This window comes from Leptotrichia hongkongensis, assembly GCF_007990635.1.
GTDB classification, from domain to species: Bacteria; Fusobacteriota; Fusobacteriia; order Fusobacteriales; family Leptotrichiaceae; genus Leptotrichia; species Leptotrichia hongkongensis.
Genome location: NZ_AP019846.1, coordinates 614,222 through 632,350, shown reverse-complemented (window position 1 = coordinate 632,350; position 18,129 = coordinate 614,222). Strand labels below are relative to the sequence as shown.

21 protein-coding genes are annotated in these 18,129 nt (G+C 30.1%); 1 reads left to right on the top strand and 20 read right to left on the bottom strand.

The features are described from left to right. The first annotated feature begins 6 nt into the window (after positions 1-6). Positions 7-177 carry a hypothetical protein gene (locus FVE75_RS10875; protein WP_172618763.1) on the top strand — a complete coding sequence of 57 codons (171 nt, stop codon included), beginning with the start codon at positions 7-9 and terminating at the stop codon, positions 175-177. Between the two features lie 244 nt (positions 178-421). Here the strand turns inward: FVE75_RS10875 and dapB are convergent, their stop codons facing one another. The 20 genes from dapB to FVE75_RS02940 all read right to left on the bottom strand — a co-directional run bounded on the left by dapB (position 422) and on the right by FVE75_RS02940 (position 18,095). Continuing rightward, the gene (gene dapB, locus FVE75_RS03030) at positions 422-1,156 is read right to left on the bottom strand and encodes a 4-hydroxy-tetrahydrodipicolinate reductase (protein ID WP_071125178.1); all 735 of its coding nucleotides are present in this window, start codon (positions 1,154-1,156) and stop codon (positions 422-424) included. Between the two features lie 120 nt (positions 1,157-1,276). Beyond that, entirely contained in the window at positions 1,277-1,660 is a 384-nt protein-coding gene (gloA, locus tag FVE75_RS03025) for a lactoylglutathione lyase (RefSeq protein ID WP_147005161.1), read from the bottom strand. A 50-nt stretch (positions 1,661-1,710) separates the two neighbouring features. Next, on the bottom strand, positions 1,711-2,709 hold the full coding sequence (locus FVE75_RS03020) for a DUF4912 domain-containing protein (RefSeq protein WP_147005160.1): 999 nt from the start codon (positions 2,707-2,709) through the stop codon (positions 1,711-1,713). Between the two features lie 92 nt (positions 2,710-2,801). Beyond that, the gene (gene atpC, locus FVE75_RS03015) at positions 2,802-3,191 is read right to left on the bottom strand and encodes an ATP synthase F1 subunit epsilon (RefSeq protein ID WP_147005159.1); all 390 of its coding nucleotides are present in this window, start codon (positions 3,189-3,191) and stop codon (positions 2,802-2,804) included. Between the two features lie 99 nt (positions 3,192-3,290). After that, entirely contained in the window at positions 3,291-4,688 is a 1,398-nt protein-coding gene (gene atpD / locus FVE75_RS03010) for a F0F1 ATP synthase subunit beta (protein ID WP_147005158.1), read from the bottom strand. Positions 4,689-4,747: 59 nt separating this feature from the next. Further along, on the bottom strand, positions 4,748-5,608 hold the full coding sequence (gene atpG, locus FVE75_RS03005; protein WP_147005157.1) for an ATP synthase F1 subunit gamma: 861 nt from the start codon (positions 5,606-5,608) through the stop codon (positions 4,748-4,750). Positions 5,609-5,623: 15 nt separating this feature from the next. Beyond that, positions 5,624-7,129 (bottom strand): F0F1 ATP synthase subunit alpha, encoded by a 1,506-nt coding sequence (gene atpA / locus FVE75_RS03000; RefSeq protein ID WP_147005156.1) that lies wholly within the window; start codon positions 7,127-7,129, stop codon positions 5,624-5,626. A gap of 18 nt (positions 7,130-7,147) precedes the next feature. After that, positions 7,148-7,675: an ATP synthase F1 subunit delta gene (gene atpH / locus FVE75_RS02995; RefSeq protein ID WP_147005155.1), complete on the bottom strand. Its 528-nt coding sequence runs from the start codon at positions 7,673-7,675 to the stop codon at positions 7,148-7,150. A gap of 1 nt (position 7,676) precedes the next feature. Continuing rightward, complete coding sequence (atpF, locus tag FVE75_RS02990) at positions 7,677-8,171, bottom strand: F0F1 ATP synthase subunit B (RefSeq protein ID WP_021745098.1); 495 nt, start codon at positions 8,169-8,171, stop codon at positions 7,677-7,679. 60 nt (positions 8,172-8,231) lie between these two features. Continuing rightward, on the bottom strand, positions 8,232-8,468 hold the full coding sequence (gene atpE, locus FVE75_RS02985) for an ATP synthase F0 subunit C (protein WP_021745099.1): 237 nt from the start codon (positions 8,466-8,468) through the stop codon (positions 8,232-8,234). A gap of 138 nt (positions 8,469-8,606) precedes the next feature. Next, positions 8,607-9,503 carry a F0F1 ATP synthase subunit A gene (gene atpB, locus FVE75_RS02980; RefSeq protein ID WP_147005154.1) on the bottom strand — a complete coding sequence of 299 codons (897 nt, stop codon included), beginning with the start codon at positions 9,501-9,503 and terminating at the stop codon, positions 8,607-8,609. 164 nt (positions 9,504-9,667) lie between these two features. After that, positions 9,668-9,919, bottom strand: a complete 252-nt coding sequence (locus tag FVE75_RS02975) for a hypothetical protein (protein WP_147005153.1) — start codon at positions 9,917-9,919, stop codon at positions 9,668-9,670. Further along, a complete protein-coding gene (locus FVE75_RS02970) occupies positions 9,847-11,796 on the bottom strand; it encodes a CASTOR/POLLUX-related putative ion channel (protein ID WP_147005152.1) in 1,950 nt (649 codons plus the stop codon). Before FVE75_RS02970 ends, FVE75_RS02975 begins: the two co-directional genes overlap by 73 nt. A gap of 332 nt (positions 11,797-12,128) precedes the next feature. Next, complete coding sequence (locus FVE75_RS02965; RefSeq protein ID WP_147005151.1) at positions 12,129-13,373, bottom strand: glycoside hydrolase family 10 protein; 1,245 nt, start codon at positions 13,371-13,373, stop codon at positions 12,129-12,131. A gap of 244 nt (positions 13,374-13,617) precedes the next feature. Beyond that, positions 13,618-14,166: a hypothetical protein gene (locus FVE75_RS02960; protein WP_147005150.1), complete on the bottom strand. Its 549-nt coding sequence runs from the start codon at positions 14,164-14,166 to the stop codon at positions 13,618-13,620. Positions 14,167-14,305: 139 nt separating this feature from the next. Continuing rightward, positions 14,306-15,040 carry an endonuclease/exonuclease/phosphatase family protein gene (locus FVE75_RS02955; protein WP_147005149.1) on the bottom strand — a complete coding sequence of 245 codons (735 nt, stop codon included), beginning with the start codon at positions 15,038-15,040 and terminating at the stop codon, positions 14,306-14,308. A gap of 142 nt (positions 15,041-15,182) precedes the next feature. Next, positions 15,183-15,827: an O-methyltransferase gene (locus tag FVE75_RS02950; protein WP_147005148.1), complete on the bottom strand. Its 645-nt coding sequence runs from the start codon at positions 15,825-15,827 to the stop codon at positions 15,183-15,185. Between the two features lie 299 nt (positions 15,828-16,126). Beyond that, a complete protein-coding gene (locus tag FVE75_RS11655; RefSeq protein WP_269472162.1) occupies positions 16,127-16,255 on the bottom strand; it encodes a hypothetical protein in 129 nt (42 codons plus the stop codon). Between the two features lie 20 nt (positions 16,256-16,275). Next, positions 16,276-17,169, bottom strand: a complete 894-nt coding sequence (locus FVE75_RS02945; protein ID WP_269472161.1) for a type II secretion system F family protein — start codon at positions 17,167-17,169, stop codon at positions 16,276-16,278. 38 nt (positions 17,170-17,207) lie between these two features. Beyond that, complete coding sequence (locus FVE75_RS02940) at positions 17,208-18,095, bottom strand: ROK family protein (RefSeq protein ID WP_147005147.1); 888 nt, start codon at positions 18,093-18,095, stop codon at positions 17,208-17,210. Between the last annotated feature and the right edge of the window lie 34 nt (positions 18,096-18,129).

The window sequence follows — 18,129 nt, the reverse complement described above, 5'->3', positions numbered from 1 at the left end:
TATTTTATGAAAAACATTTTTAAAATTCTGATTTTAATTTTAGTTGGGTTAAGTGTGGCTAGTTGTGAACTTTTTAGTCCGAATTATTGGAATGAGGTAAATAGACGTAGAGAAGAAAGAGGGAGAACATGTTATGAGAAATATAATGGAAATGTTTATTGTGAAGATACAAAATAATAAAAAATAATACAAGGAGTGATATTTTATGAAAAATATTTTTAAAATTCTAATTTTAATTTTAGTTGGATTAAGTGTAGCTAGTTGTGAACTTTTTAGTCCTTCACGATGGGAAGAATATAATCGGAGCCGAGAAGAAAGAGGTAGAGAATGTTATAGAACTAGCAGTGGATATTTTTATTGTGAAGATACAAAATAATTGAAAAAAGAAAAACTCCAGTCTAATAAACTAGAGTTTTTTTTATTATAAACCAAGTACATCTTTCATTGTGTACAGTCCTGCTTTTTTTCCAGCAAGAAATTCTACAGCTTTAACTGCACCGTCTGAAAACATTTTTCTTGATAATGCTTCGTGCTTTATTTCGATAATTTCGTCATTTTTTGCATAAATTACAGTATGTTCTCCGACTATATTTCCGCCACGTATAGCGTGAACTCCTATTTCTTTTTCTGCACGTTTGCTGTGTCCTTCTCTTCCATAAATTGTTCTATAATCTTTTCCATCATTATCCAGATTTTCCTTGACAACTTCAAGTAAAGTATTCGCTGTACCGCTTGGTGCGTCAATTTTTCTGTTGTGATGCTTTTCAATTATTTCAATATCAAAATCCTTTAATAATTTTGTCGCAAAGGCTACAATTTCATTTACGATATTTACTCCAACTGAAGTATTTGTCGCTTTAATTATAGGTATTTGCTTTGAAGCTTCCTGAATTTTTGCAATCTGTTCTTCTGAATGTCCAGTTGTAGCAATTAGAACTGGAACTTTTTTATCAATTCCCGCTTCAAGTACATCCTCTAGCAAACTGAAATGTGAAAAATCAATAATCGCATCAAAATCCACATCTTTTTCCTTCAGATTTTCAAAATCCCCATTTCCAAGCGGATCAACCAGCCCAGCAAATTCATTTCCAGAATTTATTACTGATTCTTTTACATACTGTGCCATAACTCCAGCACCATATACTATTATCTTCATATTTTCTCCTTGCACCTGTTAAAATTTTGTATAAATAGTTTTACTATAAAAGACCGAAAATCTCGGTCTTTTCTTATGATATTTCTATTATTTTCTTTAAATATGTTTTATTGCTAACTTTTATTCTGCACGAATTACTTCCATACGGTAACCATCTGGATCCGTTACGAAATAATAATGTCCAGGTTTACCAGGCAAGCCCATAAGATCTGTTGTCTTGTATCCCATTGCCTTATGTTTCTCATTATCTCCTTCCAAGTCGTCCGAAGCAATTGCCAGATGTGAAAAACCGTCACCAATTGTATATGGACCGTGACCGTAATTATAAGTCAGCTCAATTTCAAAACTTTCTTCTGGAAGAGTCAAATAAACAATAGTAAATTTATGTTCTGGAAAATCTTTACGTCGATCTTCCTTAAATCCAAATGCCTTTTCATAAAATTCAATAGATTTTTCTAAATTTTCTACACGTAAACAAGCGTGCAGCATATTTAACATTGCCATTTTAAATCTCCTTTAATTTTAATTTTTATAAAAACATTTATAAAAATGTTCTAACTGCTTCTTGAACCACCCATATCCAGTCTAAGATTTGGAAGTTTTCCTTTTATCACTTTTCTTTCGATTAATGATTCTGAAGCTCCTACTTTTGTCAATCTTTCTATAACTTCAATTATAAATTCATTATTTTCATCTACATCATAATCTTCAGGTATTCCTAAAAGATGTCTTCCTTCTGGTGTTGAAACTGGCGTATTTGTGTATTTTATAAGCTGATTTGTATTTTTATCAAGTTTTACAGTTCCCCACGATAAATCAATATTATCAGAAACTTTGTCATTTGGGGATATTGCTTCTACTGAGTGAGCTACTTCAGAGTAGTTCCCGTACTGGTCTTCATACCCGATAGAAGCTTCATAATGTTGCTGATCTACATCAATTTCAGTAATATAATGAGATCCTATTCTTTCATGTCTTATAATTTTTCTATATTCTTTGCCATCTTTGTAAAGTTTTATAACTACATTGTCAATAATTCCATTATTTGAAGCTAATCTTTCATAAGTATCATCACGAATTTCCCAATAAACGTATAATGTTGTAGGATTTTTTGGCATTAGAACGATTTCATCTACAAAATATGATGCTGGTAATGGAGCCTTATCGAAGTAAATATCATCATGGTCGGATTTTCCATCAAATTCTACACCTTTTGCATATTTTGAACGATTAATTTCAGTCTCAGTATATCTACGTCTTATCTGATCTGGCGAAATTTTTTCATAATTAAAGTCTATATTCTTGAAAAATTTTTTGTATCTTTTTCCTAGGCTTCCTACCAATTTTTTATTTACAAAATTTCTATAAAACGTTCTGCTTCTCTTTATTAAAAAGTACTTTATTAAAACTCTTTCAATAATTTCCTTTTCAATAACTTCAAGCGAAATAAATCTTTCCAGTCTATTCAAATTTCTTGTTATATTTCCAGTTAATTTTTCATTTACGTAATTTCTATAATGTGTTCTGCTTCTATTTTTTTTTATTTGCTCCATTCCCATACCACCTTTACGTCATTTATTTAAAATTATTACTAAATTAACTATATTTTATATTTATTATACCACATTTTTTAGAATTTCAAAATTTATTTCCTGCTCAAATTACTCTTAATACGTTTTTTCGTTCCTAAAATATCCTGATCTTCCTGTATTTTTTGTCTTTTTGCTCTTTCAATTGCTACTTCCCTTGCCATTCTTTCAGCTTCTGCTTTAGTTGCCTCAACAATATTTACTCCTAGAATAACAACTTTATCTTGTCTTACTTCCAAAAATCCACCTTCCAGATAGTATGTGACATCTTCCTTATCTTTTTCACGAACAAGCATTTCTCCCGCACCAATTGCCGTAATATAATTAATATGCTTTGCAAGTATTCCGATATCTCCATTTTCTGTACGTAATTTTACAAATTCAACAGGCTTTTCAAAAACTAGTCTTTCTGGAGTTACTGCTTCCAAAATAAATTCTGCTGCCATAAAGCCTCCTTCCGTTCCAAAGTATGCTTACTTTTAACTTTAAGTATTGGAAAACAGGGAGTTCATTATCCCTGTTTCTATTAAATATTATTTTAAAAATTATTCACTCATCAGTTCTCGTGCTTTTGCAACTGCATCGTCAATAGTTCCAACATATAGAAATGCCTGTTCTGGTAAATCATCGTGAAGACCGTCTAAAATTTCTTTAAATCCACGAATTGTTTCTCTTAAAGGCACATATTTACCTTTCATTCCTGTAAATTGTTCTGCTACTGAGAAAGGCTGTGAAAAGAATCTTTGTATTTTTCTAGCACGATTTACTGTTAATTTATCATTTTCATCCAGCTCATCCATTCCTAGAATTGCGATAATATCTTGTAATTCCTTATATCTTTGTAATACTTTCTGAGTTTCCCTTGCAATTTTATAATGCTCATTCCCAACAATTTCAGGCTCAAGTATTCTTGAAGTTGAATCAAGCGGGTCTACTGCTGGATAAATTCCAAGCGATGCAATTTGTCTTGACAATACTGTTGTTGCATCCAAATGGGCGAATGTTGTTGCTGGTGCCGGATCTGTCAAGTCATCTGCTGGCACGTATACAGCTTGTACTGATGTAATTGAACCTGTGCTTGTTGATGTTATTCTTTCCTGCAAGGCTCCCATTTCAGTTGCCAAGTTTGGCTGGTATCCTACGGCTGACGGCATTCTTCCAAGTAGAGCCGATACTTCAGATCCTGCCTGAGTAAATCTGAATATGTTATCAATAAATAAAAGTACATTTTGTCCTTCCTTATCTCTAAAATATTCCGCCATTGTAAGTGCTGTAAGCCCTACTCTTAGTCTTGCACCAGGCGGCTCATTCATTTGCCCATACACTAATGCTGTCTTGTCAATAACTCCACTTTCTGTCATTTCATTGTACAAATCACGTCCCTCACGTGTACGCTCTCCAACTCCTGCAAACACAGAAAGTCCTCCATGCCCTTTGGCAATATTGTTAATTAATTCCTGAATTAATACCGTTTTTCCAACTCCTGCTCCTCCAAACAGTCCAATTTTTCCACCTTTTAAGTATGGAGCAAGCAAATCTACTACTTTTATTCCCGTTTCCAGTATTTCAGAATCTGTTCCTTGCTGTTCAAATGATGGTGCATCCTTGTGGATAGACTCCCTTAACACATCTGCATCCAATTTTTCACCATCATCAACCGTTTCCCCTAGTACATTGAAAATTCTTCCCAATGTAGCTCTTCCAACGGGAACTTGAATTGGTTTACCAGTATCGATAACTTCCAGTCCACGTCTTAATCCTTCAGTTCCAGACATTGCAACTGCTCTTACAACATTGTTTCCGTTGTGGGCGTGAACTTCAGCTACTAATTTTTCTCCGTTTTCCTTATACACTTCAAGTGCATTATAAATATCAGGCAATTTTTTTTCAAATTTTACATCTATAACTGGCCCAATAATTTGCACTAATTTACCTTTATTCATCGGTTACCTTTAACCTCCTTCTTAATTTATGCTCAGATTCTTTAAGGTTGTAAAAATAATTACTGCACTCCTAAAGAACCACTTATAATTTCTGTCAATTCCTGTGTTATTTTTCCTTGTCTTTCACGGTTATACTGCACTTCCAAATTTCTTATCATTTCAGAAGCATTATCGTTAGCCTGTTTCATCGCCGACATTCTAGCTGAATGCTCACTTGCCGAATTTTCAAGTAACGACTGATATAATTTTATATTCAAAACTTGTGGAACAAATGAGTTCAACACTTCTTCCTCTGACGGATCAAACACATATTCCTTTGTTGGCAATCCTTCCTTTTTTTCTATTGGAAGTAATTTTTCCACCTGAATATTATACTCAACTGCTGATACAAATTTTGAATAAATCATATAGACTTCATCATAAAAATCGTTTAAATAAAACTGCACTACATCTTCACTGATTTTTTTACCAGTTTCAAACATTGTTTCTGGAATTATCTGTGTATACTCACTATCCACATTGATATCCCGATTTTTACAATATTCTTTTGCTTTTCTTCCAATTGTTACAACTGAAACATCTTTTCCTTCCTTCTCAAACTGCTTTCTCATGCTCTCAAGCCTTCTAAAAGTATTTGAGTTAAAGCTTCCACATAACCCACGATCTGATGTCATCACTATAATTCCGACTCTTCTAACTTCTGGCTTTCCATCAAAAATTACAAATTTATTTCCCTTAAGACTTGCAACTAAATTATCAAAAGCCTCATTTACAGCATATGCATAGTTTCTAGATTTTAGAGTTAAAACCTGAAATTTTTTAAATTTTGTAGAAGAAACAATATTCATTGCGTTTGTTATTTGGCTTGTATTTTTTACACTGTCAATACGTTCCTTTATTTCTTTCATATTTGCTGACATATCATTTCACCTGCTTTACCACACATATTCTTTTTTAAAGTTCGTTATAAATTCATCTAGTCTGCTTTTCATTTCATCGTCTAATTCTTTCTTCTCACGAATTTCAGTTAAAATTTCTGAATTATTTTTAAGTGATTCTATCAGATCTTTTTCAAATGTTCTGACTTTTTCAGTTGGAACATCATCAAAATATCCATTTGTTACACAGTAAAACGAAATTACTTGTTCCTGAACTCTAAATGGAGTATATTGTGGCTGCTTTAATACTTCCATAATTTTAGATCCACGGTTAAGCTGATCTCTAGTTGCTTTATCCAAATCTGATCCAAACTGCGTAAATGCTAATAATTCATTGTATTGGGCAAGTTCCAGTTTTACTTTCGAAGCAACTTGTTTCATAGCCTTAATTTGTGCTGCTCCTCCAACCCTTGATACAGAAACTCCTGCATTTATCGCTGGTCTGAATCCTGAATTAAATAAATCTGTTTCCAAGAATATTTGTCCATCTGTTATTGAAATAACATTTGTAGGAATGTATGCCGAAATATCTCCAGCCTGTGTTTCTACAATTGGAAGTGCTGTAATTGAACCTCCACCCAGTTTGTCGCTTAATTTTGCTGCTCTTTCAAGAAGTCTTGAGTGAAGATAGAAAACGTCTCCTGGATACGCTTCCCTTCCTGGCGGTCTTTTCAACAGTAATGACATTTCACGATAAGCTACCGCATGTTTTGACAAATCATCATAAACTATTAGCACATCTTTTCCTTGATCCATAAAATATTCACCCATAGCAACCCCTGAATATGGTGCTAAATATTGAAGTGGTGCTGATTCTGAAGCAGTAGCTGCAACAATAATCGTATATTCCAATGCACCTGCCTCTTCAAGTTTTTTATAAATTTGTGCAACTGTAGACCTTTTTTGTCCAATTGCAACATAAACACATATAACATCATTATTTTTTTGATTTATAATTGAGTCAATCGCAATCGCTGTTTTTCCAGTCTGTCTATCTCCAATTATCAATTCCCTTTGCCCTTTTCCAATCGGAAACATCCCATCTATTGCCTTTATTCCAGTCTGCATAGGCTGTGTAACAGGTTTTCTTGCGATAATTCCTGATGCCTGTCTCTCAATCGGCATATATTTATCAGCTGTTATCGATCCTTTTCCGTCAATCGGATTACCAAGTGCATCGACTACTCTTCCAAGCAGCTCATTTCCAGCTGGAACTTCAGCTACTTTTCCCAATCCTTTTACTATGCTTCCTTCTTTTATCCCTTGTGTCTTTCCAAAAATTACTGCTCCAATGTTACTTTCTTCCAAGTTTAGTGCCATTCCGATAGTTCCATTTTCAAACTCTAAAAGCTCTCCTGCCATAGCGTCACTTAATCCGTAGATTCTGGCAATTCCATCTCCTACTTCCAAGACTGTTCCAGTATTGGAAATATCCAGTGAACTTTTGTAATTTTCGATTTCGCTTCGGATTATTTTACTTATTTCTTCTGGCTTGATTCTCAAAGAAAAGCACCTCCGTTTCTAAAAATTTTTCTTCATTTCTTCAATCTGATTTTTTATTGAACCATTAATAACTTCATTCCCAATTTTTAAAATCCCTCCACCAATTATTTCTTTATCAACTTCGAGATTTAAAACAATTTTTTTACCGTATTTTTTTTCAAGTTTTTCTATTAGCAGTTCCCTTTGTTTCTCTGATAGCTCCTTTGCAAATATAGCAGTTATTGGAAGTTTATTATTTTCCTCATAATAAAGTTTTAAAAAATATTCCTTTATATCTCCAACTAACGATAGACGCTGTTTTCTTACAATATACTTAACTATCCCTAGCGATTCTTTTGTAAAATGGTCAAACGATTTTTCTAAAAACTTTTCTTTTTCTGAAAATTTTTTGAGAGGATCTTCCAAAATTTTTCTAAATTCCTCCTCTTCTTCATAATTTTCCATAAAAATATTTAGTACTTCCCTAACTTCATTTATACTGTCAGAAGATTTTGCTATATTGTAAATTGCTGATGCGTATCTTTTTGCAATCTCATCCCTAGCCATTTTAATCTCCTATCTCATCAATAAACTTATTTATAGTTTCATCCTGCTTTTCATCAATATTTTCCTTAATAATTTTTTCTGCAAGTTCAACTGCCATTTCTCCAACTTCCTTCTGAAGTTCAAATTTAGCATTTTGCCGCATTTTCTCAATATCAGCTTCAGCTTTCATCATCATTCTTTCACGATTACTCATAGCTTGTGATATAATCTGATCTTTTCTGTCATCTGCCTGTCTTTCGGCTTTTATTAGAATATCATTGGCACGTCTTTTGGATTCCTTTTTCAATTTTTCCATTGTTTTTTTCTGTTCTTCCAATTTTTCCTTTTCGTTTTCAACAATTTCCATTTCAGACAAAGCCAGTTTTTTTCTATCTTCTAGCACTTTATCAATCTTTTTTGCAAAAGTTCGTGAAAAAAAATAGACTAATACTATAAAGTTTATTATCTGAATAGCCATCGTAAAATCAATGTTTACTAATCTTGCTCCTTCATTCATATTTACTCCTTAATTTACATTATTAATCCTATTTTTGTTTCTCTAAAATTTATTATTTTCTTACCCTTTCAAGAAAATTAACAAGAAAGCTATTACTAACGCATAAATTGCTGATGACTCTGTAATTGCAAGTCCTGTGATTAATGTTTGCATAATATCCTGTTTTGCTTCAGGTTGTCTTGATACTGCCTCTACTGCATAACCAGTTGCAATCCCTTGACCTAATCCGGCTCCAATTCCTCCTATCGCTGCAATTCCTGCTCCTAATAAAGCTGCTGCTTGAACTATTCCTTCCATTCTCTAATCCTCCTAATTTTTATTAATTTATTTTTTATTAAACATAATTTTTATATCATAATGCTCTTATTTATACAAAATCCCTAAAATTAAAGACTTTGAACATATAAAAGAATTACAAAACTATAATTTTTAATTCTATTCTTCCTCACCTAATGCTTCACTTATATAAACTGAAGAAAGTATTGTAAATACAAAAGCCTGTACTATACCGATAAATAAATCTAAATATAGCTGTATAAGCATCGGCCATCCAACTGAAAACGAAAAACTTCCTTTCAGCATATTATTTGTCATGGACTGAAGCAATCCACGTCCAACAAGGCTATATAATAGTCCTACAATTACAAGTCCTGCCAGCATATTTCCAAATAGCCGCATTGAAGTATTCAGTACTTTTGAAAAAATATCCACAATATTTAACGGAAACATAAACCACATTGGCTCAAACAATGATTTTATATATCCTTTTAGACCTTTTTGCTTTATAGAGACTGCCAAGAAAACAACAATTACCACAAGTGATAGCCCAATTGTCGTATTTGGATCTGCTGTTGGCGTTCTAAAAAATGGTTTTACTGTTCTAATTCCATTCTCCTTAACTGACATCATGATAAATGGAAATAAGAAAGTACTTAAATTCGAAAACATTATAGATGCAAACAATGCTGCAAAAAATGGTATATAAGTTTTTTTATGTTTTCCAAAGGTAGTCAAAAAGGTATTTTCAATAAAATGATAGTATTCTTCCATAACAATTTGCATTTTACTAGGCTTTTCTACACTTATATTCTTTGTCCCTGCTCTTACGATAAATATAATTATCAGCATAACTGCCCAAGTATTAAGTACTGTCTGGCTAAGCGAAAATTTAAAGTTCCCAAAAACAAAATTAAAATAATGCGGTGCTTCAACAACTGAACTTGGTGATTCAAATTTTACTGGTAAAAATGTGGAAATAATTGATAAAATTATATTCACAACAATCATCATAAGAAATAAAAATCCCAAAAATTTTAAAATTTTATTTTTCATTATCTCCCTCCTTTCTCCCAACTTTGAGCAAAGATTCAATATTCTTTGTTACATATAATTATTATACTCCAATTGAATTTATTTTGCAAATTTTATTCTTATTCAATTTATTCCTTTATTTAAGCACTTTTCTCTGTATTTTCCCATACCAAATAGCAAATTAATTAAATCACTTTCTTTTTATTTTTCTCATTGCCTCCTTCAAACAGTACAATTAATTTATCATTTTTATTTAATTTGATTTTCTTATTCTTGTTTACATTTAAATGAACACCATAATCATTTTTCTTTTCCACTCTTTCATCCATATCTCTATATCCTAATAAAATAGTTCCTTCATTTGCTACAATTGTAGAAAGTTCTTTAAAAGTATATTCTCTGTCAAAATTTTCAATATAGTTATCTGCTGAAAACATATAAATTTCACAGCCTTCTCCACTAAATAATTCATCAAAAACATAATAAAGTCTTTTTTCTTCAGACAGCTGACTTGACTAATTACTGAACTTATTATAGTGTCACTTATTATATAATCAGATACTTCTGTTAATTCTACGATTTCTCTATTTTTTTCATCGTATATTTCGATAACAATACTTTTTTCCTTCAATGAAGATTTACTATTTTTTTCCAGCATTTTTTTTATTAATAACATTGTAAGCATTGATTTAGCATCCTTTTCTTGTGTTTCAAGATCGTCATAACCTAAAATTATAATACTTTCGTAACTTTCAAGATTGAATTTTTCTTCAATATACTCTTTTTCAGAAATTCTGTAATCTGTTATATCTTCATTTTTTACATTTTCGTACCCCAAATTATTCTTCAAATGTTTTTCCACTTCCTTATCCATCTTTGCAATTATATGAACTTCTGAATCTACACTCACATATTCGTAAAGTTCGTCAATTATTTTATATATTCTTTTATTATAGCCTAAAATTAATGTCTTGCTTTTAGGCAAAATTACATCTTCCGTACCACTTTTCCATTGAAATTTTTCTATTTTTAACTCTTCAAAATGGAATTCAGGATAACCATCGTCAGACTGAAAAAGAATAAGCTCATCTCCTTCCTCTATTACACATCCTATATTTTCACCATCTATTATATTATTATTAAATTTTTCGTAAGGATTTAAAATTATATTTTTTTGTATTCCTGATAACTTACCCTCTGCCATTTCTTTTTGATAAATTTCTTTCAAGTTATTTTTATCCAAATTTTTCTTACATATTCCTAATACAATACTTGTAACGCAATTTAACGAAATTTCCTTAAATGTTTTTCCTATTAGCTCCTTACCAACTTTAGAAAAATAAATTTCATCATTATCATAATTTAAAATTTCTGTTGCAATAACACTAAATCCTGGCTGTCTACTTGCTTGCGCTGTAATCCGTGATAACCACTTTTCACTTGGAATATAAAGTATATTCTGATTTTTTTCATTTTGGAAGCAAAAATCCATCAGTTCTTTATTATGTTCATCTTTTATTTCTGTAATTATCTTTTTAGCTTTTTTTCTTAACGCTAAAATACATTTTATAGTATTTATATCTTCTCTATCTTCTTCTGAGGAAAGTATAATTATTGATTCTGCGTTCTCAGGATGAACAATATTTAAGTCATCTATATCTATTATACTTCCTGAACGGCAATATATCTTAGTTTGATAAGTTTTATGACTTTTTCCATCTAGAGAATTATGAAAATTTTTCAAAAGTTCTTTTTGATTTATTCTTAAATTTATTTCGTCTTCCATTTTTATTTTATCATTTTTAGAAAGTATCACTATTTTTTTATTTTTATGATTTGCATTTGAAATCACCAGTTCACTTATTACCTTAAATATTGTCGGATTCCATCCCAAAATAAGCGTAAAATCTTTTTTTACAATCTCTGTTTTTCCTTTACGAATTTCAATAAATAAATTATCAAGCCCTGTTGTCAAAACTCCAACTAATGCACCAAAGATTAATACTCCAAGTAACGTAACTACAGCTGACACAATTCTATATCCCCATAATCTGTCATTTTGCAAACCACCTGGATCTATTACACGCAAGAAATTTTGCCAAATCGCTTCAATTAAACTTAAACTTCCAGTTTCATTATCAGGCCTCAAATTCATCAAAACTAATACAAATGAAAATACAACAACTGTAAGAATCATTGTTACAGCAAGCCATGCTATTATTGATACAGTTCCTTTGGATAGTGTGTCTTCTAACATTCCCTGTATTTTGTTTTTCAGTTTAATTCTGTTAAAAGAATCAGATTCTTTTTTCATAGTACTTTCCTCCTGTTTTTAATCAATTTCAAATATTTTAAGCTATATATAAATTTATTTAATAACAAACTATAAGATAAAATAAATATTTTTTCAAACAAGATTTTGATATTTTTTGAGTTTATAATTAAATTTTTCTATTCAATTTGAAAAACTGGCTTACAAAAAACACAAACTTATTTTTATATTTAGACTCTATATTATATCCAATTTTTTATATTTTTCAAATTTTATTCAAATTTTTTATAAATTATAAAAAAATCAGCACTACTGAAGTCATAACAACTTCAATATTACTGATTTCTCCTTTTCTTTAATCTTTTTTTCTGTAATTAGAATCCTTGATTTTCTCTATTAGCATAAGGCCCTTGTGCTAAACTGCTTGTTGCATTTTTAGGATTAGTTAATAATGATTTATAGCTAAAGAATATGCTTCCTTTTACTTCTGGATAATTTCTGTTGAAATTTACCTGATTTATTAATTCTTTTGCATTTTGCCAATCATTAACTTTGTATGCAGCTTGTCCTATATATAGATTTGTTTTTGTTTGACCTGCATATTTACTCCACCATTTTACAAGTGTATTGTACTCAGCAGCTTTATGCCCCTGATTCCAGTAAATTTGCGGTGCTACATAATCTATCCACCCTTTATTCATCCACAATAAAATATCTGCATATAAATCATCGTAGTTTTGAACTCCAGCTTTTGTTTCAGAACCTCTAGATGGATCAGTAGATGCATTTCTCCATACTCCAAAAGGACTTATTCCAAATTCTACATTTTCATTTTCTTTTTTTATAGAAGAATGCAATTTCTCAACTAATTTATTTACATTGTTTCTTCTCCAGTCACCAACTGATGAAAATTTGTGTCCATATTTCTGATACTGTGCAGAATCAGGATATTCTTGATTTTTAACTTTATATGGATAAAAATAGTCATCCATATGAACACCATCAACATCATAATTTTTTACAACTTCAACGATACTGTTCACAACATAATCATTAACTTCAGGAATACCTGGATTTAAGTACAATTGTCCTCCATAAGCTACTGTCCATTCTGGTTTTTTTCGTCCAATGTTATCTTTTGATAATTTATCTCTTGAACTGGATACTGAAAGTCTGTATGGATTAAACCACGCATGAAATTCAATTCCTCTCTTATGTGCTTCTTCTACCATGAATTTTAGTGGGTCGTATCCTGGATTTATTCCTTGAGTCCCTGTTAAGTACTCAGACCAAGGTCCATATTTAGATGGATAAAAAGCATCCCCTGATGGCTTAATTTGCACAAATACTGCATTCATATTCCATTTTTTCACATTATCAAGAATTGTCAAAAATTCTCTTTTTTGCTGCTCAACACTAAGTCCTTTTTTTGACGGCCAATCAATATTACTTACACTGGCTACCCACACTCCTCTTAATTCTTTGCTCTTTGTTACTTTTTGATTATCAATTTTTGATGCATTATGATTATTTCCCATAATAATATTAGAGGCATTTAATGTAGTTGCCATTAAAACCGTAATTGCTAATACTGATATTTTTTTTATAATTGATTTCACCAATATCTCCTTTCTGAATGTCAAATCTTCAATATCATTTTAGTACATTTTTTCCAAATTTTCAACATATTATTCTTATTTTTTTATATTTTTTTAGTTTGTCGTAATATATTATACAATCTATGTTATAAAAATATTTCTTATTTTATGCTTTAAATTTTTTTGATAAATTCAAATAATATAACAATTTCTCAATTATAAAATCTATGAATCTAAAAAGATTGAAAATTTATAATGTATCTGTTTAATTTTTATTTTTTATTTTAAAATACTCACTTAACACATTTTTTTCAATTTCCTTCAATTTTTGAATATTTTCATCAATTCTTTTATTCCCTATAATATATTGAATCAGTTTTTCATTCTCATCAAAATAGTATCTTTTTTCAGTAATTTTTGATTTTTTACTATTGAAAACCTCTCCAACTTTCAGATTGTTTTCTTTATACCAATTCGCATTTATATAATACGGAACATTATATTTTTGAGTTCTATCATAAATAAAATAAACTTTTCCATTTTTTATATAGTATTCTATTAAACTATTCCAGCTTTCACTATAATATTCCGTTATAATTTTTTTAATAGTTCCATTTTGAAAATAATATTTTATAGTACCACCGTCTGTACTCTTTTCACTATCCTCAATCTCCTTTACTACATAATTTTTTACAGCATTCGTACTTGTATAGTCTTTTCTAATCTGAGCAATTTTATTTTCAATATTTGATTCACCGAAAATTATACAGCTAATTAAAATAGCTGATATTACAATTTTTCTAAAAATTTTCATAAATCCCCCTCTTTAACTATGATTTTTTTATTCTTTCTATATAATTCTGTCTAACTAACTTATAATTTGTAATAATCATCTGTGGATGTACGTTCTTTTATATCTTCTACATTTTTTACAAAAAGTAAAAGACCAATAATCAATGCATAATTTCAAAATCAACTAATATTGGCAAATGATCTGAAAGCTGAGTTTGTATAACTTCATAACTTTTTACTTTTATTTCCTTTGAACAAAGTATAAAATCAAGTTCACGTTTGGGATTCCAGCTTGGAAAAGTCGGATCTTTTCTTGTATTTATATTTTTTAAATTAGAAGCCTGTAAAAACATCTCAATTTCCTCTTCTCCCCAGAACACATTAAAATCTCCAGCAACTATAACTGGCTTTTTGCAGTTTTTCACAAAATTGTAAAGCTGCACAATCTGTTTCTGTCTTGTTTTTCCACCAAGTGCCAAATGAACTAGAAACACTACTACATCTTTTGTTTCCACCTCAATAATCAATTTTTTCATTCCAATATCCAGATAATGAAATTCTTCCCGTAAAACAGGTTTTTTAGAAAGTAACGCATTTCCTTGCTTTCTTACCATTGGAAATTTCATATAGTTGGAATCTTCCTCATATTTGTACTGATAAACATTATTATTTCTAGTAATTCTTCCAAGAAGTGTAGCCTGATTTCTACTATACATTCTAAATGAACCAAGATCAACTTCTACAAGTCCCACAATATCAGGCTTATACTTATTTATAAATTTCCCAATCCGATAAATGTGTTTTACTGAATGCCCCAAATATCCCCGTATATGCTTAAATGGCTGATTCAGATACTTTCCTGTTCCATATCGAATATTATACAAAAGAAATTTCATTTCCTCTCACTTCTCTTTCCCCATATTTATAAAATTCTTTATAACAATTCCAGCTTAAAATAAAAGCGGTAAGTTATATGCAGCTATAAATACTCCACTACTTTTTACACATTTTTATTTTAATTTATAAAATAATAAACATTTATTTTTTTACTATCCCAACTCCATCTCCAAACGGAAGCAGTACAAAATTATACTCTTCATTCAATTTTTCTATAAACTCTTTAAGCCTTTTTACAATTGTCTTATATCTTTTTGGAATTTCTTCCTTATCTGTTGCAACCAGTCCACGAAACATTAGATTATCAATAAAAATAATTCCATTTTCATTGAGAAGTTCATAACTCATTTCAAAAAACTTCAAATACTGCCCTTTTGAAGCATCAATAAAAATAAAATCATATTTCACATTCTTATTAAGTTTTGGAATTTCTTCCAAAGCATCTCCCAAAATCATCTTATTCTTTTCGAATAATCCAAGTTTCTTGAAATTTTCCACAGCTTTTCCATAACGAATTTCATCAATTTCCATTGTTGTCAAAAACCCGCCATTTTCATTAGCAATTTGTGCCAAAAATAGCCCCGAGTATCCTGTTGCAGTTCCAATTTCCAAAATATTTTCAGCTTTAATATTTCTAGCTGTAAAAATCATATACTTTAGTACTTCATCCGTAATAATCGGCACATTTTTATCTAAACTTTCGTTTTTTATCTCCTGTATAATTTTATTCTTTATTTTAAATAAATTCTGTGCGTATTTCGATGATTCTATAAAATTTTCTATCATAAATTTTCCTTTTTTCTTTTATTGTATACTAACATTCCTTTAAAATTGAATCTATAAAGTTTGAACAGTATACTCATAACTTTTAATTTCAACTTTAAACTTTGCTTTAATCCAAATTATTTTAGATAAATCAGCAATTTATTCCATTTTATAAAACATATATTATATTTCTTTTATAAAGAATTTTACCTTCTCCTTATATTAAGAATGGTTAATAACAAATCCTACATTTACATTATTTGTGTTAAATCCAAAATTTTCATTTCTAACTTTAATTTTTTATATTTTTAATTTAATATTTAGAGCATTTCCCCCATTTTAAAAATAGGCAGCATAACTGAAAATACAATAATTCCGATAATTACTCCAATAAAAATTATAGAAAGTGGCTCAAACATTTTCAAGAACCATTTTATCTTTTCACTCACTTTTTCATAATAAATTTCATTTAAATTAAAAAAGAAATTTTCATTTCTCCAGTCTTTTCCCCAATAGTGAGAAAACTAATATATTCATTATCAAAAAAAGTTGTATTTTTAAAAGATTTTTGGATACTTTCTCCTTTTTCTATTTTCAAAATAATCTTTTTTACTTCTTCATTCAATATATGACTTTTGGAATTTGTACACATTTTTAAAGATTGAATCAATGGAACATTGGCATCTGTCAAAGAATACATATTTCTAGTAAAATTCAATATGCAAATATTTTTATACATTTGTCCAATCATTTTTGTTTTTAAAAAAAATTTTTCAAAATTCTTTTCATTTTTTTCTTTCCAATTCTTTAATCCAAAAATTAAAAAAATTATGGCAATTAAAATAAAGATACCATATTTATCAGTTATTTTACTAACATTTATCACAATTTGCGTAACTTTTGGCAATTCCTGCCCAATGTCAGAATAAATTAGGACAAATTTAGGTACAACAAACTTTAACAATATAAACACAATTACTAATGCTGTAACTATAACTGTTACTGGATAAATGCTCAAATTTTTCACATCTTTTTTTATTTTCTGATTAAACTCGTACTTTTCATACAGATTCTTAAAAACTATTTCCAAATTTCCAGTTTCTTCCCCAATTTTAATCATTTCCATAAATTCCTTATTTGCAGTAATCTTTGAAAAAGCCCTATGAAGAGAAACTCCCTTTTCAATCTGCTGTTTTGTACCAATTATCTTACTTTTCAAATCTCCACTATAATTCTGTGCAACAATTCCAAGTGTATCAATTAGTGAAATTTTACCATTTAATAAATAATACACACTTTTGGTAAATGATAACAATTCCTTTTCATTAATTCCACTTTTATTATTCTTTACAATATTTATCATTTTAATTAATCCCCCCTTGATTAATTACAAATCAATCATTATTTTTTACTGTTTTCCAACGCAATTTTTCCCAATGCAATCGATCCGATAAATCCAGCTTCATCCCCAAGCCCTGGATAAACGACATAATCTTCAATTTTTTCTAAAATTTCCTCTTTTTGAACATAACCGTTTAAAAATTCCAGTACATATTTTCTAATTAATGGGAACAATTGCTGCTGTTTCATAACTCCTCCACCCATAATTATTTTTTGTGGCGATAAAATTAAAGTATAATTCACAACAGCCTGAGCCAAGTAATATGCTTCCATGTCCCAAACTTCATCTCTATCAGCAAGTTCAAATCCCTTTTTACCCCATCTTTCTTCTATTGCAGGCCCTGCTGCCATTCCTTCCATACAGTCCTTATGGAAAGGGCATCTTCCTTCGAATTTATCATCTTTATGTCTTTTCAAGAATATGTGTCCCATTTCAGGGTGAGTCAAACCTTGAAGCATTTTCCCATCAACAACTGCTCCAGCCCCAATTCCAGTTCCAACAGTAATATACATAACATTTTTAAGATTTTCTCCAGCACCCCACCAGCTTTCCGCAAGCGCCGCTCCATTTACATCTGTATCAAATTCCATTGGAACATCATAATGTTTTTTCAACTCTCCAATTAAATTGTAATCACTCCAGTAAGGTTTTGGAGTTTTTGTAATATATCCGTAAGTTTTAGAGCCTTTTACAGGATCAATCGGTCCAAAGCTTCCAACTCCCATTACATCAAATTCCTTGTCTTTAAAGTATTCGATAACTTGTGCCATTGTTTCTTCAGGAGTTGTAGTTGGGATACTTACCCTGTCAATGATTTTTCCGTCTTCAGTTCCCAATCCACAGATAAATTTTGTTCCCCCAGCTTCAACTGCTGCAATAATTGCCATAATTTCACTTCCTTTTCTTTTTAAATTTTTATTT

Bases quoted from the DNA above. Each gene is read 5' to 3' on its own strand.
- FVE75_RS02975 (WP_147005153.1), bottom strand. From the start codon at position 9,919: ATGTTTTCAGCAGATAACTATATTGAAAATTTTGACAGAGAATATACT.
- FVE75_RS02950 (WP_147005148.1), bottom strand. From the start codon at position 15,827: ATGATAGAAAATTTTATAGAATCATCGAAATACGCACAGAATTTATTT.
- atpB (WP_147005154.1), bottom strand. From the start codon at position 9,503: ATGAAAAATAAAATTTTAAAATTTTTGGGATTTTTATTTCTTATGATG.
- atpC (WP_147005159.1), bottom strand. From the start codon at position 3,191: ATGGCAGCAGAATTTATTTTGGAAGCAGTAACTCCAGAAAGACTAGTT.
- FVE75_RS03020 (WP_147005160.1), bottom strand. From the start codon at position 2,709: ATGGAGCAAATAAAAAAAAATAGAAGCAGAACACATTATAGAAATTAC.
- atpE (WP_021745099.1), bottom strand. From the start codon at position 8,468: ATGGAAGGAATAGTTCAAGCAGCAGCTTTATTAGGAGCAGGAATTGCA.
- atpF (WP_021745098.1), bottom strand. From the start codon at position 8,171: ATGAATGAAGGAGCAAGATTAGTAAACATTGATTTTACGATGGCTATT.
- atpD (WP_147005158.1), bottom strand. From the start codon at position 4,688: ATGAATAAAGGTAAATTAGTGCAAATTATTGGGCCAGTTATAGATGTA.
- gloA (WP_147005161.1), bottom strand. From the start codon at position 1,660: ATGGCAATGTTAAATATGCTGCACGCTTGTTTACGTGTAGAAAATTTA.
- dapB (WP_071125178.1), bottom strand. From the start codon at position 1,156: ATGAAGATAATAGTATATGGTGCTGGAGTTATGGCACAGTATGTAAAA.
- FVE75_RS02960 (WP_147005150.1), bottom strand. From the start codon at position 14,166: ATGAAAATTTTTAGAAAAATTGTAATATCAGCTATTTTAATTAGCTGT.
- FVE75_RS02970 (WP_147005152.1), bottom strand. From the start codon at position 11,796: ATGAAAAAAGAATCTGATTCTTTTAACAGAATTAAACTGAAAAACAAA.
- atpH (WP_147005155.1), bottom strand. From the start codon at position 7,675: ATGGCTAGGGATGAGATTGCAAAAAGATACGCATCAGCAATTTACAAT.
- atpG (WP_147005157.1), bottom strand. From the start codon at position 5,608: ATGTCAGCAAATATGAAAGAAATAAAGGAACGTATTGACAGTGTAAAA.
- FVE75_RS10875 (WP_172618763.1), top strand. From the start codon at position 7: ATGAAAAACATTTTTAAAATTCTGATTTTAATTTTAGTTGGGTTAAGT.
- FVE75_RS02945 (WP_269472161.1), bottom strand. From the start codon at position 17,169: ATGATAAATATTGTAAAGAATAATAAAAGTGGAATTAATGAAAAGGAA.
- FVE75_RS02955 (WP_147005149.1), bottom strand. From the start codon at position 15,040: ATGAAATTTCTTTTGTATAATATTCGATATGGAACAGGAAAGTATCTG.
- FVE75_RS02940 (WP_147005147.1), bottom strand. From the start codon at position 18,095: ATGGCAATTATTGCAGCAGTTGAAGCTGGGGGAACAAAATTTATCTGT.